The organism is Pelagicoccus albus, from assembly GCF_014230145.1.
Classification (GTDB): Bacteria; Verrucomicrobiota; Verrucomicrobiia; order Opitutales; family Opitutaceae; genus Pelagicoccus; species Pelagicoccus albus.
In genome coordinates this window covers 107,628-123,852 of record NZ_JACHVC010000012.1, presented here as the reverse complement: position 1 = coordinate 123,852, position 16,225 = coordinate 107,628, and the positions used below count along the sequence as shown (strand labels likewise).

At 52.3% G+C, this 16,225-nt stretch carries 14 protein-coding genes; 4 read left to right on the top strand and 10 right to left on the bottom strand.

Going from position 1 to position 16,225, the window contains the following annotated elements; all coding sequences use genetic code 11:
- The first annotated feature begins 9 nt into the window (after nt 1-9).
- The 3 genes from H5P27_RS10330 to H5P27_RS10320 all read left to right on the top strand — a co-directional run bounded on the left by H5P27_RS10330 (nt 10) and on the right by H5P27_RS10320 (nt 3,656).
- Nucleotides 10-1,611 carry an FAD-dependent oxidoreductase gene (locus H5P27_RS10330; RefSeq protein ID WP_185660313.1) on the top strand — a complete coding sequence of 534 codons (1,602 nt, stop codon included), beginning with the start codon at nt 10-12 and terminating at the stop codon, nt 1,609-1,611.
- An 80-nt stretch (nt 1,612-1,691) separates the two neighbouring features.
- The gene (locus tag H5P27_RS10325; protein WP_185660312.1) at nt 1,692-2,342 is read left to right on the top strand and encodes an NAD(P)H-dependent oxidoreductase; all 651 of its coding nucleotides are present in this window, start codon (nt 1,692-1,694) and stop codon (nt 2,340-2,342) included.
- A 90-nt stretch (nt 2,343-2,432) separates the two neighbouring features.
- The gene (locus H5P27_RS10320; RefSeq protein WP_185660311.1) at nt 2,433-3,656 is read left to right on the top strand and encodes an LL-diaminopimelate aminotransferase; all 1,224 of its coding nucleotides are present in this window, start codon (nt 2,433-2,435) and stop codon (nt 3,654-3,656) included.
- A gap of 74 nt (nt 3,657-3,730) precedes the next feature.
- Here the strand turns inward: H5P27_RS10320 and ruvB are convergent, their stop codons facing one another.
- The 10 genes from ruvB to H5P27_RS10270 all read right to left on the bottom strand — a co-directional run bounded on the left by ruvB (nt 3,731) and on the right by H5P27_RS10270 (nt 15,608).
- Entirely contained in the window at nt 3,731-4,753 is a 1,023-nt protein-coding gene (gene ruvB, locus H5P27_RS10315) for a Holliday junction branch migration DNA helicase RuvB (protein WP_185660310.1), read from the bottom strand.
- Between the two features lie 69 nt (nt 4,754-4,822).
- On the bottom strand, nt 4,823-5,914 hold the full coding sequence (locus H5P27_RS10310; RefSeq protein WP_185660309.1) for a protein-glutamate methylesterase/protein-glutamine glutaminase: 1,092 nt from the start codon (nt 5,912-5,914) through the stop codon (nt 4,823-4,825).
- Between the two features lie 17 nt (nt 5,915-5,931).
- Nucleotides 5,932-6,780 carry a CheR family methyltransferase gene (locus H5P27_RS10305; RefSeq protein WP_185660308.1) on the bottom strand — a complete coding sequence of 283 codons (849 nt, stop codon included), beginning with the start codon at nt 6,778-6,780 and terminating at the stop codon, nt 5,932-5,934.
- Between the two features lie 124 nt (nt 6,781-6,904).
- On the bottom strand, nt 6,905-9,001 hold the full coding sequence (locus H5P27_RS10300) for a methyl-accepting chemotaxis protein (RefSeq protein WP_221774676.1): 2,097 nt from the start codon (nt 8,999-9,001) through the stop codon (nt 6,905-6,907).
- 47 nt (nt 9,002-9,048) lie between these two features.
- Nucleotides 9,049-9,558 carry a chemotaxis protein CheW gene (locus H5P27_RS10295; RefSeq protein WP_185660307.1) on the bottom strand — a complete coding sequence of 170 codons (510 nt, stop codon included), beginning with the start codon at nt 9,556-9,558 and terminating at the stop codon, nt 9,049-9,051.
- Nucleotides 9,559-9,591: 33 nt separating this feature from the next.
- The gene (locus H5P27_RS10290) at nt 9,592-11,583 is read right to left on the bottom strand and encodes a chemotaxis protein CheA (protein WP_185660306.1); all 1,992 of its coding nucleotides are present in this window, start codon (nt 11,581-11,583) and stop codon (nt 9,592-9,594) included.
- 23 nt (nt 11,584-11,606) lie between these two features.
- Entirely contained in the window at nt 11,607-11,972 is a 366-nt protein-coding gene (locus tag H5P27_RS10285) for a response regulator (protein WP_185660305.1), read from the bottom strand.
- A gap of 10 nt (nt 11,973-11,982) precedes the next feature.
- Nucleotides 11,983-12,273, bottom strand: a complete 291-nt coding sequence (locus tag H5P27_RS10280; RefSeq protein ID WP_185660304.1) for an STAS domain-containing protein — start codon at nt 12,271-12,273, stop codon at nt 11,983-11,985.
- 2 nt (nt 12,274-12,275) lie between these two features.
- The gene (locus H5P27_RS10275; RefSeq protein WP_185660303.1) at nt 12,276-13,934 is read right to left on the bottom strand and encodes a methyl-accepting chemotaxis protein; all 1,659 of its coding nucleotides are present in this window, start codon (nt 13,932-13,934) and stop codon (nt 12,276-12,278) included.
- Nucleotides 13,935-14,576: 642 nt separating this feature from the next.
- A complete protein-coding gene (locus H5P27_RS10270) occupies nt 14,577-15,608 on the bottom strand; it encodes a hypothetical protein (RefSeq protein ID WP_185660302.1) in 1,032 nt (343 codons plus the stop codon).
- Between the two features lie 190 nt (nt 15,609-15,798).
- Between H5P27_RS10270 and H5P27_RS10265 the strand changes: the two genes are divergently transcribed.
- Nucleotides 15,799-16,170, top strand: a complete 372-nt coding sequence (locus tag H5P27_RS10265; protein WP_185661277.1) for a dUTP diphosphatase — start codon at nt 15,799-15,801, stop codon at nt 16,168-16,170.
- Nucleotides 16,171-16,225 lie beyond the last annotated feature (55 nt).

The window sequence follows — 16,225 nt, the reverse complement described above, 5'->3', positions numbered from 1 at the left end:
AGTACCTGAGTGGAAACGATTCGAACTGATTGTCTCGTCATCGGCGCTGGGCTCGCCGGAAGCGCTTACGCGCACCATGCTGTTTCGCAAGGATTGTCGGTTACGATGATCTGCGCGGATGAGTTGTCGACGGGAGCGAATAGCAAGTGGGCGCAAGGCGGTATCATTTTTGATACCTCTTATCACCCGGAGCAGTTGGAGAAGGACATTATGGTCGCCTCTGACAACACGGCGAACCCGGAAGCGGTGCATTCTTTGGTCGTTGAAGGACAAGCTGCCGTGCAGGACCTCTTGCTGGATCAGTTGCACGTACCATTCGACCGAGGAGAGAAGGGGGAATTGCAATTCACTCGCGAAGGGGGGCACAGCGACAAGCGTATCATCTTTGCAAAAGACGTCACCGGCCGGGCAATCCTTAACAGCTTCCACGATTATGTTCGCGGCCTTGATAAGCTAAATATTCTCGAAAACCATGTCGCGGTAGACTTGCTCACCCTTTCGCACAATTCGGTGCATCCAATCGATAAATACAAGCCCATCACCTGTGTTGGCGCTTATGTTTTGGATACGTTAAGCGGCGAGGTGAAAGCAATCATCGCTAAAAAGACGATTCTCGCGACAGGTGGTCTTGGCCAAGTTTTCCGCAATACGACAAACCAACCCGGAGTAGTGGGGCATGGCGTTGCCATGGCCATGAGAGTTGGAGCTCGTATCATCGACTTGGAGTATGTCCAATTTCACCCTACGGTTTTCCTGAAAAAGAACTGCCCGCTGTTTCTCGTTTCGGAAGCGGTACGTGGCGAAGGCGGCGTTCTCGTGGACGGAAATGGGAGTGCTTTTATGGATACGCAGCATCCTATGAAGTCGCTTGCTCCGCGTGACATCGTAGCGCGAGCCATTCATCGGGAGCTAATCGCCTCTGGCGAAAACTGTGTGTACATCGATCTATCCAGCAAGAAGCCGGAGTTTATTCGTGATCGCTTTCCTTCGATTTACGAGAGGGCTCTTGCTTGCGGAGTAGACATTGGGACAGAGCCCATCCCGGTTGCTCCGGCGGCGCATTATACCTGCGGAGGTGTTTACACCGATATGGCTGGTCGTTCTTCGGTTCTCAATCTCAATGCGATCGGAGAGACCGCTTGCACGGGACTGCATGGGGCCAACCGCCTCGCCAGCACCTCCTTGCTCGAATGCCTCGTTTCCGCCAAACTGACTGCTCAGGCGGATGCTCGGGATATTGGTGAGGAATCCTTCCATCTACCCGATGTCAAAGAATGGATCAGCCCGTCGCGCGCAGCGGATGAAGTACTCATTCGCCAAGACATGCATCTCATCAAAGACACAATGTGGAATTATGTCGGCCTCATTCGTTCGCCTCGTCGCTTGAAGAGAGCTCGCAGGATTCTCGGTCAACTTGACGAGGAGATTAGCAGTTTCTACGCGGGAGCACGGCTGACTCGTTCTTTGGTCGAGCTTCGTAACGCGGTGAAGGCGGCTCAGCTTGTGGTCCACGCGGCTACCCTGAACCCAACGAGCCACGGGTGTCACTACATCGCCACGGAAGACGAAGAGATCGATGTACCTTCCATGCCTTTGGAAGACGAAAAGTAATACCGCTGGGCTTTCCTCTCCGCAGTCAGCGGCGATGGCTCAGCGTTCATTGAGAGCATCAACTTTAGCATTAGACCAAGATGGCAACGATTGAAGCAAAAGACCTCCTAGAACAATTGAACTGGCGCTACGCCACTAAAGTCTTCGACCCGGCCGGCAAGATCCCGGCGGAGACGATGAAGGCCATCGAGGAAAGCCTCGTGCTGACTCCTTCTTCCTTCGGCTTGCAACCCTGGAAATTCCTCGTGGTCGAAGACCCGGAGCTCAAAAGCCAATTGACGCCAGCTTCATGGAATCAAGAGCAGGTTCGCGATTGTTCGCATCTGGTTGTCTTCACGGCAAAGGTCGGATACAGCCGTGAGGATGTGGGAGACTTTATCAGGCGTACGGCCGAGGTTCGCGGATCGACTGTGGAGAGTCTTGCCGGGTACGAGCAGATCGCCGGCGGCTTCATTGATCGGGCCAGCGAGTCCAAGATCGTTGACGGCTGGGCAAGAAACCAAGTCTACATCGCCCTGGGGCAATTGATGATGGTGGCAGCTCTTTTGGGAGTCGACGCTTGCCCGATGGAAGGAATCCAGCCGGATGCTTACGACAAGATTCTCGGTTTGGAAGGGACCGGCTATGCGACTGTGGTTGCTTGTCCACTCGGTTACCGTGGGGAAGGGGACAAGTATGGCACGCTGCCGAAAGTACGTTTCCCGATCGAAGAAATGATCGAGCGTCGCTAGCAGCTCTTCCACTCCCAGCGAAGTCTAGAAACGCTCCTTTGTTGACTAGTTTGGAGGCTTCATTGTGATGGCGCCTCTACTTTTCCAATCATGATCCGCATCAACGAAAATTACCTGAAGCTCAAAGCTTCCTATCTCTTCTCCGACATCGCTAAGCGCGTGTCTGCCTATCAGGAGGCGAATCCTGAAAAGCCAATCATCCGCCTCGGTATTGGCGACGTGACTGAGCCTCTCCCGGAAGCTTGTCAGAAAGCATTCCACAAAGCCATTGATGACCAAGGCACACGGGAGGCATTCCACGGTTACGGTCCTGAACAAGGCTATGCTTTCTTGCGGGAAGCGATCGCCAAAAACGATTACCAAGCCCGCGGAGCAGATGTGGATGCGAGCGAGATTTTCGTGAGCGACGGTGCCAAGTGCGACAGTGGTAACATCCAGGAAATCTTTGGCAGCGAAATCAAGATTGCGGTACCGGATCCAGTCTACCCTGTTTACGTGGACACCAACGTCATGGCGGGCCGCACTGGCAACAATGTCGATGGACGTTACGAAGGTTTTGTTTATCTAGACTCAACTCCAGAAAATGGATACGTGCCTTCGATCCCTGATGAAAAGGTAGACCTCATCTATCTTTGCTTCCCAAACAATCCGACAGGCGCAACCGCGACTCGGGAACAGTTGAAGGCTTGGGTCGATTACGCTCGCGAGTGCGAAGCAATCATCCTTTACGATGCGGCTTACGTCGCATTCATCCGCGACGAATCACTTCCGCAGAGCATCTACGAGATCGAAGGAGCTCGCGACGTGGCGATCGAATTCCGCAGCTTCTCAAAGAACGCAGGATTCACCGGTACCCGTTGCGCTTACACAGTCGTTCCTAAGGCCTTGAAGGCTCAAGACGCTTCCGGCAAGGAGCACAGCGTGCATGCACTCTGGAACCGTCGCCATTGCACCAAGTTCAACGGCGTTTCTTATCCTGTTCAGAAGGCAGCCGAAGCGGTGTACTCGGAAGAGGGCGCGACTCAAGTTAAGGCTCTAACCGACTTCTATTTGGACAATGCTAAGATCGTGCTCAAGTCGATGCGTGAGCTCGGATTCGACTGTGTCGGAGGCGAAGACTCCCCTTACATTTGGATCAACGCGAAGCGTCCAAGCTGGGATTTCTTTGACCTACTTCTGAATGAAGCAGGCGTGGTTTGTACCCCAGGGGCCGGCTTCGGGACTTGTGGTGAAGGTCACATCCGTATCAGCGCCTTCAACTCCCGGGCAAAGATCGAAGAAGCGATGGCGCGCATCAAGGCAGCTCTCGCGTAACGTATCGGTTTAAAAATTACATTTTATAGCCCGTTTCCCTAGACAGGGGAACGGGCTTTTTGCTGGGCAGAGTCTCAGCTGGTGGCGGCTTCAAGGCCGATGGCGGCGAGGCCGTCGGGGGTGATGATTCGGCCTTGGGCGGTGCGTTGGACCAGTCCGCTTTGAATCAGAAAAGGCTCGTGAACCTCTTCCAGCGTGTGGCTTTCTTCGCCGACCGCTACCGCTAAAGTCGCTAGTCCGACGGGCCGCCCCTTGTAAGTGGTGGCCATGACTCGCAGGATCCGCTTGTCCATTTCGTCTAGGCCGAGGGCGTCGATCTCGAGTAATTCGAGAGCAGCTTGAGCGCTCGCTTTGGTGATGGTGCCGTTACCCTTTTCTTCCGCGTAGTCGCGAACGAAATTAACCAGATTGTTGGCGATTCGTGGAGTGCCGCGTGCTCGCCGAGCAATTTCCAGTCCGCCGTCCCGTTCCACCGGAACGTTGAGCAAATGGCAGGTGCGGGTAACTATTTTTAGAAGGTCTTCGGGGCCGTAGTAATCGAGTCGTGTTTGCAGAGTGAAGCGCGAGCGCAGCGGGGCAGTAAGCAGACCGTTTCGGGTGGTCGCTCCGACTAAGGTAAAGCGTGGGATGTTGAGCCTGACGGAGCGGGCGTTGGGGCCCTGGTCGATCATGATGTCGATACAGTAGTCCTCCATCGCTGAGTAGAGATACTCTTCGACCGTTTTGGGAATCCGATGGATTTCGTCTATGAAGAGGATATCTCCCTCTTCGAGATTGGTAAGCATGCCGGCAAGGTCGCCCGCCTTTTCTACCACTGGACCGGAAGTGATGCGGACGTTGCGACCCATCTCCGCTCCGAGGATGAAAGAGAGGGATGTCTTCCCCAGGCCAGGAGGGCCGGATAACAAGATATGGTTGAGAGCTTCGCCACGCTTTTTGGCCGCTCCGGCCATGATCTTGAGGCGTTCGACAGTCTTGGATTGGCCGACGAATTCGTCGAACGACGGAGGTCTAAGGAGGGATTCCGTTTGGGTATTCAGCTGATTTGAAAGGGCGCTGCTGAGGTAATCGACTCCTTTGGTGTCCGGTTCGTTCATAGTGGCGTCGATGATCGGCAAAGGGATCCGAGACGCCAATGATTATTTGGACAAGTTTTGCCCGGTAGTTCAGTTCCGGGAGGCGAGAGTCACTTCGCGAGCTAGCTGGTCGAGTCCGACCACTTTATTCACGCCCCCGTGCTCGATGGCCTCTTTGGGCATGCCGAAAACGACGCAACTTGCCTGATCTTGGGCGAGATTGAAGGATCCTGCTTCATGCATCTCAAGCATGCCGCGAGCTCCGTCGTCGCCCATTCCCGTCATGATAACGCCGACGGCATTTCTTCCGGCGTAACGAGCTGCGGAACGGAAAAGCACGTCCACGGAGGGGCGATGCCTGCTGACGAGTGGACCGTTCCGAACCTCCACATAGTAGCGAGCTCCGCTTCGCTTTAGTAAAAGGTGCTTGTTTCCGGGGGCTATGAGGGCTTGGCCACGAAGGACGGAGTCGCCATCCTTTGCCTCCCTGACGTTGATGGAGCAGATGGAGTCTAGTCGCTCAGCGAAGCTGGCGGTAAATTTCTCTGGCATGTGCTGGACGACAACGATGCCAGGGCAGTCGGCGGGAAACGATTGCAGGAAGACCCTGAGCGCTTCGGTCCCTCCTGTCGAAGCGCCAACAGCGATGATTTTCTCCGTGGTTTCGATCATGGCCTTGGAGTTGCCTCTTTCGATCACAGCGTCAGCAGTGAGCTTGGGCTGGATCGGACGGATTCCGTTTGTGGCTGGGAGGGAGGGACGCCTCTTCGTTCCGGCGCGGCTCGCTGATTTGACTGCATCGCATATCTGTATGGATGACTCCTCGAAAAACTGCCTGGTGCCGACTTTCGGTTTGCAGATGATCTCTACTGCTCCCTTTTCGAGAGCAGCGAGTGCGGATTGAGAGCCAGAGTCAGTAAGACTGGAGCAAATGATGACCGGAATAGGGTGCTGGCTCATTATGCGGTCCAGAAAGGTAAGCCCATCCATGCGAGGCATTTCTATGTCTAGTAAGATGACGTCGGGGACTTCCTTCTTGATTCGCTCGACAGCGATGTAGGGATCGGAGGCAGTGGCCATCACTTCGATCTCCGAATCTGTGGATAGGATGGTCGACAGTATTTGCCGGACTGATGCGGAGTCGTCCACTATGAGGACGCGAATTTTACGAGGTGAGGTCATGTTCGAAGAAGGGACGCTTACCATTTTTTGAATACAGATGAACCGACTAGGTTAAGCGGTACGTCTAGGCCGTTGAGCGATTCGGAATGGCTGATGAACAAATATCCGCCTGGCCTTAAGTGCTCGCAAATTTTGTTCACTACGGCCTCTTGCGTGGGACGGTCGAAGTAGATCAGGACGTTTCTGAAAAAGACAATGTCGAACGTTTCCCTGATCGGATAGCTGTCTCTCATGAAGTTTAGGCTACTGAACGAGACCTTGGTCCTCGCATTTGGGGCGATCCGAAAAAGACCTAAGGATGTATCCTTGCCGCGTAGTAGATATTTCTTTCGGAAATTCTCAGGGATTGGTCCGATGCGGTCGTGATGGTAGATCGCTCGTTTCGAGTTCTCTAGGACCTGACTGGAAATATCCGTGCCAAGGATCGAATGATCGAACCCGGGCCTGAAACTAGCGTATTCGTTCAGCACCATCGATAAGGAGTAGGGTTCCTCTCCTGATGAGCAGCCTGCGCACCACAGCTTAAAATGCCATGGGATGTTTCTGTTTCGGTCCAGTTCGGGCAAACAGTTTTCGGTCAGGTAATCGAAGTGGGCAGATTCCCGAAAAAACTCCGTCTTGTTCGTCGTGACTGCATCGGTGAAATGTACGAACTCTTCGGTCGCTTGTGGGGAATCCAAAAGAAGCTCTTCGTATTCCTCGAAGGAATCGAGCCCGAGTTGACGGAGGCGTCTTTGGAGACGACTTCGCAGCATGTTTACTTTTCCGCTAGGCATTTTGATGCCTAGTTCTCGCTGAATTACCTCAGCAAAGGTTTGGAAACTCGAGGAAGATAGGCCTTCTCTTGTTGCGTTTGTTAGCCTCATGGCGGGTGCAAGCTTGGATTAATGCGCAGCCCGGCCAGCCAATGGCGAACCGGACCGCGGAAATCGTTTTATCGTTCAGAACCCACTGAGAATTCTTGCTGATAAATATTGTGTATCTGTTTTATCAGTACGGCTGGAAGTCGGAGTCTAGATTGTCCGCTCCCTTATCCTCTAATGAGATCGAAGCTCCTCTAGGCGATGCAGATCGGTTCAGGGCTAAATCGAGCCCTTTATGCCTTGCTGATCCGCCTGCCGAGGTGACCCGGTTTACTGCGCCTGAGCTTTTCCGTTGAGGCTTGCGTTGGGCGATATTTCCAGTGCTCGAACTTTCATCTACTCTGAAGAAGGCAATGGAGGATTGGAGCTGCTCAGCTTGGCTGGAGAGTTCCTCAGCGGTCGATGCCATTTCTTCAGACGCAGTGGAGTTCTGCTGTGTGACTTGGTCGAGCTGCTGGATTGCTTTGTTAACCTGATTTGCTCCGGTTGCCTGTTCTGCGCTGGAGGCGTTGATCTCCTGCACTAGCTCAGCGGTGCGACGAATATCGGGCACCAAGGCGGCGAGCATTTGTCCCGCCTGTTCCGCAACTTCCACCCCATCTCCGGTGATCTTGCTGATCTCCGCCGCGGCGGTCTGGCTGCGTTCGGCCAGCTTGCGTACTTCGCTGGCAACTACAGCGAAGCCCTTGCCATGTTCGCCTGCTCGAGCCGCTTCCACGGCTGCGTTGAGGGCGAGTAGGTCGGTCTTTCGGGAGATCTCTTCAATGATGGAGATCTTCTCGGCGATGTTACGCATGGAGGCGACTGTCTGATTAACGGATTGGCCGCTCCGCTCGGCGTCTTCCGCTGCCTTGGAGGCGATCTGATCGGTCTGGCGAGCGTTGTCCGAATTTTGCTGGATGGAAGAGGTCATCTGTTCCATGGAGGAAGTTGTCTCTTCGGTAGAGGATGCTTGCTCTGCTGCGCCTTGGGAGAGTTCTTCTGCGGAGGAGCTGAGTTCTTCGCTTCCTGATGCTACATTGTCGGCGGCCACCGTGACTTCTCCCACGACCTTGCGGATGGAGATAACCATGTTGTTGAGGGAGTGAACCATTCGTCCGATTTCGTCGTCAGAGCGAACATCGGCGGAGTGAGTGAGGTCGCCCTCGGAAACTTTGTTCACTAACTCCATAGCGAGAGAAAGGGGGACTGTAACCAAGCGAGTGATACCAATTGATACGAAAATTCCGATTGCGATGGAGGCTATGATGCCTACCAGGGCGAAGATAGAGGTCATCGATAGTTGAGCCGCTGCGTGGGATGAAGTGGTCGCGACTTCCTCTTTCGCTGCTGCGCTCAGGCTGACAGCGAATTCTTCAAAGGCTTCGCTTGCTTCGGAGCACATGAGTATCGCTTCGCTCAAGGCTTCCATACTTTCGGCCTGCTTGATTAGTGTCTTGTTGTAGTTGTCGAACGCCGAAGAGATTTTCTCGAGCTCATCAATATCGGCTTGGACTCTTAGCAATGGTCTGATTTCTGAAACGATGTGTCCGATTCGCTCGAAATTGTTCAAGGAACGTTCGAGTATCGACGCATCATCCAAAGCCATGGAACGAAGATTCTCCATGCGCGCTCCTAGAAACAGAAGGCGAATATTGTTGAATTCTGAGATTTTGAATTGGCGTTCTTGTAGGGAGGAAGTTGGAGCACCTTTCTCCAGTTCGGCATTCATTTTGGCGTATTGGCCATCTATAATATCGTTTATGCCTTGTGTAGCGATTTTTCCGTCACCAGCAGCAGTGTTGTAGTATTTATCCAACTCTGCATTTGCCTTGTCTATACCCTCAAGTCCGTCCTCGAATTCTTTGAGTAGCTGGGGAGCTTCGGTGATGCTCTTCTTTAGCTTCTGAAGTTGCGTGGCCCTAGCGGCGAGCTCCTCGGTTTCCTCAAGCGTTTCCTCTAGCTTTGAGATAGATTCATATGCGAGCTTGAGGTATTCGGGCTTGCCGGTGGTGGCGTAGCTTCGGGTATTGAGGTTTGCCTCTGCCATTTCAGCGCTAAGAGCGATTGAGAGGTTGAGTTCGGGAACGAATTCTTCTGCGAGGTGCTTGGATTCGGTGGCATTGCTTCTCATGTTGAGAATCGAATACCCGCCGGTCGCGATGAAGACTAGCATCACGCTGGCGAATCCGTATCCGATCTTTTTGCCGATCGGGAGGTCGTTTATTTTATCTTTTAAGCTCATTGTTAATGGGGGGAGATATTGTTTTCTTTAGAGGTGTGGTGAGAGTGCTACTCCGTGGCGGAGGCCAGTTGACGGGCTTCCTTGGCGGCATCAGCTATAATGGCCTCGTCGCAGGCGAAGACTGCGTCGATATCGAGCAGAATGATGAATTGCTCGTCTCGCTTGCCCATGCCGCGGATGAACTCACTCCTCCAGCGCATGGCGATGGATGGAGGCGCTTTGACTTGGTCTTCCTCAAGTTCGATGACTTCGTGCACGCTGTCGGCGATGCCGCCTAGGACGCAGGTCTCTCCATCGAGCTCTAACTCTAGAACGAGGATGCGGCTATTGACGGTATTCTCGGCTTGCGGGAGCCCGAATTTGAGCCTGAGGTCGACGACTGGGATAGCGGCTCCTCGGACGTTTACCACGCCTCTCATATAGGGCGGGGCAGTGGGGACGCGGGTTATTTTTGTTAGGTCCAGTACCTCTCTGACTTGGGAAACGTTGATCGCGAAGATTTCGTCCCCCAGCTTAAAGGTGATGTACTGAGTGGGTTCTTTTGATTCGATACTCATGGGTTCCTGGTACGTTTGTTTTTCTAGCTTCCTCTAGTTGTGGAGGAGCTGGTCGGGGTGTGGCTGATCCGGACTTGGTCTTCGCGATTGTTCCGGACGAAAAGTTTTCGTGTCGTACCGTATGATGCCGGCTACATCTACGATCAGGGCGACGCTACCGTCCCCCATGATAGTGGAACCGGATACGACTTCGATATCATCATACAATTTACCCAGCGATTGGATTACTGTTTGGTGACTGCCGAGGACTCGATCCACGACAAAGCCGATCCTTTGGCGTTCGTGATTGGCGATGACTACCTTTTCGATAGCCGGTCCGTTTTCGGGTCTGTTGAAGAGATTTCTCAGGCGAATGTAAGGAACCTGCTCTCCGCGCACATTGACGATGTTTCGGCCATTATCCGCAGCACGTTCCGTTGGCGTTATCTCTACATTCTCTGTCACCGCAGACATGGGAATGATTAATCGATCCCCGTCTACCTCCACGAGGAGTCCGTCGATAATGGCCAAGGTAAGCGGTAGAGTCAGATCGATTCGGGTACCTTTACCTTGATTGCTGGTAATCTTTATCGAGCCCCCGAGTCCTTCTAGTTGCCGTTTGACGACATCCATTCCCACTCCTCGACCGGATACGTTGGTAAGGTCTTTCGCAGTCGAAAAACCAGGTTGGAAAATAAGGTCGAAGATTTCTGTTTTAGAAAGGTTTGAGTCGTTGTTAATCAAGCCTCGCTCGCGGGCTTTTTCCAGGACGCGTTCTTCGTCGATTCCGTGACCGTCGTCTTCGATCGTCACTACGACGTGAGCTCCCTCGTGTGTTGCGGCGAGTCGGATGTTTCCCGTGTCTTCTTTGCCGTTGGCGACTCGCTCCGCGGGAGATTCGATGCCATGGTCGATACTGTTTCTGATTAGGTGAACGAGTGGATCTCCTAACTGGTCCAAAACGGTCTTATCGAGCTCAGTTTCCTCTCCCTCAGTGGTCAGGTCTATCTTTTTACCGAGCTCGCAGGATAGGTCATGTACTAGGCGACGAAAGCGATTGAAGGTGGATCCGATGGGCATCATGCGAATTCCCAAAACGCTGTCACGAAGTTCGGATACGAGTCGCTCTATCTCCTCAACCGGAACTCCTAGTTCACTGGATTCTATGGAACTTGCGACTTGAGTGAGCCGGGATTGGTTCATCACCAATTCTCCCACTAAATTTACTAGGCGATCCAGTTTCTCGGATGGTACGCGTACTGTGGATTGTGGGTGGCTGGAGTGTTTCTTTGCTGAGATTGTCTCAGCTTTTTCTTCAGGCGACTCATCTTGGGGGGTGGGCACATTTTTTGACTCGAGTTTTTCTATCGAAATCTGGCTTTCATCTTCTACGAAAATAAAGACATCTCGAATCGCGTTCTCGTCTACCTCGGTCGTTAGCTCTATCGTCCAAGCTAGGTAGCAAATGTCGGGTGTGATCTCTTCAATTGGTGGAATGCTATCTGTATCCGATTGAATATTACATTCGCCAAGTCCCCTGAGGTCCTCGAGGAGGTGAGCGGGGTCTTGGCCACTGAGAGCTATGTCTGGCGATGGTTTGAAAACAATCCTGTAGGTGGTTAGTTCTGCTTTCGCTGCTGTTGGGACATTGTCCAGATTTTCGGGTGATGCGGTGTCCTCTGGGCTTCCTTGAATCGCTCTTAGCCGATCGACAATACGTTTGCAGGCCTCCGATTCCTCGCCCTCTAGAAGGCCTTTTATTTGGTCTTTTGATTCCAGTATCAAATTAATCAACTCATCGCTAAGCTTGAGTTTGCCGTCGCGCGCCTCCTCGAGAATGAATTCAACGTGATGGGTGAAACCGGAAACCTTATCGAAGCCGAACATGGCGCTTGAGCCTTTGAGGGTGTGAAAGGCTCGGAATAGCTGGTTGATCGCTTCTTCGTCGCTATCGTCGTTAGCCAAATCCAAGGCACTTCCCTCTATGACGAGCAGAAGTTCCTCGGCTTCCTGAAGAAACGTTTCGCTGGGGTCGATCTTTCTCATGGGGTAGTGTTTCGTTTTTTGGCCTAACGTAGTACCTTTGTAACTACGCCACGGAGTTGCTCTCCGGAAAATGGCTTCACGATCCAACCTGTGGCCCCAGCCGCCTTTCCTGCCGCTTTTTTCTCCGCCTGTGTTTCGGTGGTGAGCATTATGATTGGCGTGTACTTGAAGGCTGGGTTTGCTCGAAGGTTTCTTATCAGCTCGATACCGTTCATATTCGGCATATTGAGGTCAGTGATGACCATATTGACGGGATTGCTCTTAAGCTTCTCTAAAGCCTGTCGCCCATCTGCTGCTTCGACGACCTTGTGTCCGGCTTGCATGAGGGCAAGTCCCACCATTTGCCGGACGCTGGGAGAGTCGTCTACAGTCATTATTGTTTTGCTCATTTTCGTGCTGTTAAGGGGTTTCTGTACAAATTGAGAACAGTCCGACCTTGCGGCAGGTCGCTCGAAAGTCTTCGGTTGGATTTTCGATTTTTATATAGTCGGCGGAGCTTGATTTAAGAGCTGACGCGAGAAGTTGTATACCGAAGGTATCGACTTGATTTAGCTGCGATAGATCGAGGATGAGCTTAGAGTTTCTGCCTAACGCTTTTAGTATCTTTTCTTTCGCTTCCAGAACGTCTTCTACTATGAGGTGTTCTCCTGTTTGGTATCTGGTGTTATCGCCTTCTTGGTTCTGTTTCATCCTCAAAAGAGTTCTATATTGTTGCTTGCTGCGAATGATGTTTGGAGATCCCCGGGAGGAGTTGCTGGATTTAACCCTTGCAGGTTTTTCAACTCTCGGTTTTCGAAAATTTTCAAGGCTTCCTCATGCACTTTCCGTTCTGATTCCATGGTATAGTTATGTTGGACTGTATGCGATATGCCGCTTGGCTTGAGACTACCCAAACGTTGCGGAAGGCAGAGTTCGGCTTCCTCTAGCTTTGCTCGTATAAGTGAAATTGTCTCTTGGGGAGCTCTCGGTAGTTTTGATGCAACTACCATTCTCTTAGCGTTCTGGTAGCTGTCCTTTAGCGATTGAGAAAAAGCGTTTAGAGATTCAGAGGTTTGTCGCCTGTATCCACTTAATCCTTCTCTGATTTTGTCTCCTTTGGCTTGCAAGAAGCCTGACTTCTGAGCGGATGCCGACTGCAATGAGGAACATTCGCTTATTACTGACTCCAAGAGGCTGGAAAGGTTTTCAAGCTCGCTCCCTATTTGACGGGTATGCGTCTCAGTTTCAGATGAGAGCTCGCAAGTACGCCCTGAGAGAACCTCGAGTCCGGTTCCTTCTCCCATTTTGGCGGCCTGGATTTGTGCGTTGAGGGCGATCAATTTAATCCCAGAAGCGATGGTGAACAGATTGCGAGTTACATCGCTTGCTGTGCCGCTAAATGAGTCAACTGCTTGTGAGATCGCAGATGTACCTTCTCCGGCTGTTTTAGCTAGATGATTGGCTTGTTCAATTGCCTGTAATAGGGAATCAACTACGACGGTAATCGAATTTTTAGTTTCCTCTAGGTTGACGTGGGATAGCTGCTTTTCGCCGAAACCCTCGAGTAAGTCGGAAGTGTTTTGGAAGCCTTGCTCTATTGATGCGTAAGCACCATCTAGCTCGGTTTGAATAGATTGCAGTTGCTTGCTTTCAACAAAAAGTAGGGGAGCTATGGCGTTAAGGCCCGTTTGATTCAAGAGGCCGTTTTTGTCGTTCAGCCCTTCAATGATCCGATTGATTCCTTGAATCACGTGTTGGCAGCGTTGGTTCATGAAGTCCTGCTGCTGAAGCCCGACCATAACTTGTTCGTTTTGAACGGAGATTTTATGTGTGATCTCTAACAGCTTCTGATTTCGAAGCTGGTTCAACTCGATGTTTTCTCGGATGTTTACGAGGGTGGAATCAATTTCCACCCGAGTCTTCGCGACGAGTTCGCTCAATTGCCGAGAGTGTTCCGAGAGCTGAGACTTTGCGCTTGTGATCTTTTGCCCCGTCGCGCGCAGGGCTGCGAATTGGTCATCCAGAATTAGTCGCATTTCACCGTGGAGACTCGCTATCTCCTTTGATAGAGAATCGAAGGAGCTTTGTAGCTCTTGGGGAAGGTTGGACGCCTCGATTCGGAACAGGCGTTCTATGATTTGGAGAGGGACGACAGTTTTCGCTAGCTGGGCTTCGCCCTTTTTCACGATATTGTATTGCTCGCTATATCGAGTGAACGCCTCGACGAGACGGGTGTTGCTTGCGGAGGAAGTGACGGCGAAGTCAATAGAGCTAGTTACGAGTTCTAAGGCTTGGTCAAAGATGCCGGATTTTTCACCTGAATCTTGGTGTGAGGTTATCGCTCTCCCTTGTTCCAATAATTTGTCAGTCAAAAATACCTGGTGCTTGAAGTGGTCGCCCAGACTTATGAAGACGTCTTGGACCAACTTATTCGACTTCTCCAACTCTCTTTCTGACCTGCGAAGTGCTTCGGATAGTTTGAATCGGTGTTTTCGCCTGCGGAGCGATACCCGTGGCTCTAATCGAAATAGACGGGCAATTCGTGGTATACCGATAAGGTGATTGTTAATAGAGTTGGGCGGCATGCGCTTAGCGTGGGAAGGGTGGATATTGGCTTGTTGTTCAGCCGGGAATCGTAAGTTGCTGATGACGAACGATTATTTGAGAATATTAGTAGGCATCTAGTTCGTCCTGCTTAGGTATTAGTGTACAGAGGACGGGCATCCTCAGAATTGTTTTACAAAGGCATATCTTTGTAGGGGAATCATAATTACAAATCTGGGTGGGTAACCTTCGATCCTTAGGATGAAGGAGATAGAAAAACGCAGGAAATATCCCTATTTTAGTACTGCTTTTGTAGTGTATTAGTAGGATGAATACGAAACGTTGGTGGTAGACTAGGGTGTATTCCGGGCGGATCTTTTTGGGCGGAATGTCTTAAAGATAGTGCCGAGGTACTAAAAAGCCCTGCAGCTTTTGGCTGCAGGGCTTGAGGTGATTCTTAACGCGAACGGTTACTTGGTTTCGCTTTCTTGTCGGGCGCGACGGCCTTCGGCTCGAGCGGAACTTTCTCCTCTCGGGCCGCCCTCACGACGTGGGCGACGCGGGCGTCGACGGCGATTGCCACCGCCTTCGCGGCTCTGGCGTTCGCCTTGTTGCTTTTGCTCGCCATTCTCGCCATCTGGGCGCGGTTTGCGATTACGGTTGCGTGGGCGACGACGGCGGCGGCGGTTTTCTCCCCCTTCGCTGTCCTTGTTTTCGCCCTCACGATTTTGGCGGTTCTTAGGTCCTCTGCGCTCGCGATCGCGGCGAGAGTTGGGACCACCTCGCTTGCCACCGCGACTTGGCTTGCTTTCCTCTTCCTTTTCGCCGCCGGTGAAGAAGGCGATGATTTTGGAAAGAAGTCCTTTTTTCTTGGGCGGAGTCGCTTTGCTGCTTGGTTTGGCAGTTGCTGTTTCCTCGCGAGGCTTGCGAGCTCGTTTCTTGGCGGTGCGTCCATCGCGAGATGGGCGGAATTCTACCACATCGGATTTCGAGCTCGAGTCTGTTGGAGCTACGGTGCCGAAGCGGGCGGGGCGCTCGGATTCCGCGATCTCTTCGGAACCGGAGGTTTCAGCCGTTTCTGCTTCGTTTGTCTTTTTCGGAGCGCGTTCACGTGGCTTGCGTTCGCGTCGCTCTCCGCGCGAGCGATCGTTGCGGCGAGGACGGCGTTCGCCGGACTCTTCGCGAGATTCGCTCGGGTTAGGTCTCGTATCGATCAGCTCTTCCGGCGCGTTGGCTCGGATTGGGAGATCGTCCATTTCGATCTCTTCTTCTTCGGCTTCGCTGAATGAGCTGAGGTTTTGGATGACAGGCCCGGCTTCGCCGGCCTTTTTTCTACGGGTGCCGTATCGGAGCGGCTTGTTGTTCGACGTCGGGGCAGCGCTGGGCTTCATGGCGTCAACGATATGGAGTTCGTCTGCGAATTCAGCGACGGGATCGTTTTGCGCCTCCGGCTGCTGCGACGGAGTGTTTTTTTCTTCTGTGTGTGACATGGTGTTACTCATTTGCCAGTCGGTATTTAGTCATCGATCTGGCGTGCGACTCGCGGTGAGAAATGCGGAGGACCCGGCGAGTCGTTGGGTGGGGGCCCTTCTATACCGCGGGAGAGGTACTTTACTAATGAAATGAAAAGTTCAAACTTAAATGCCTTGGTCCTTGCGTGACGGCGGGATGCTGGCTAGCAAGCAGGTCCTTATGGATAAGCTTCAGCGGATATTTGAAATGCAGGAAGAGCTCAACGCGCGCATCGGCGTGAATCTCAAGGAGATCGATGAGGAGGAGCAAACGAAGTGGGTTTTAAACTATTCGCGGGCCATGCAGCAAGAGATGGCTGAGCTGATCGATTCGGTCCCTTGGAAGTGGTGGGCCAAGTACCAGGAATTTGACAAGCAGAACGCCAAGGTTGAAGTGATCGACCTGTTTCACTTCCTGATTTCGCTAGCCCAAACCTTGGGAATGTCTGCGGATGATGTCTATGAAGCCTATGTTGCTAAGAACAAGGTGAACCATCAGCGGCAGGACAGCGGATATACGGTCAAGGACGAGGCGGATTCTCGCCATATTTAAGCGTTGCCGTATTCGGCATTGGGCTGAAACCTCGTCTGGTCTTTGCTGACTTAGA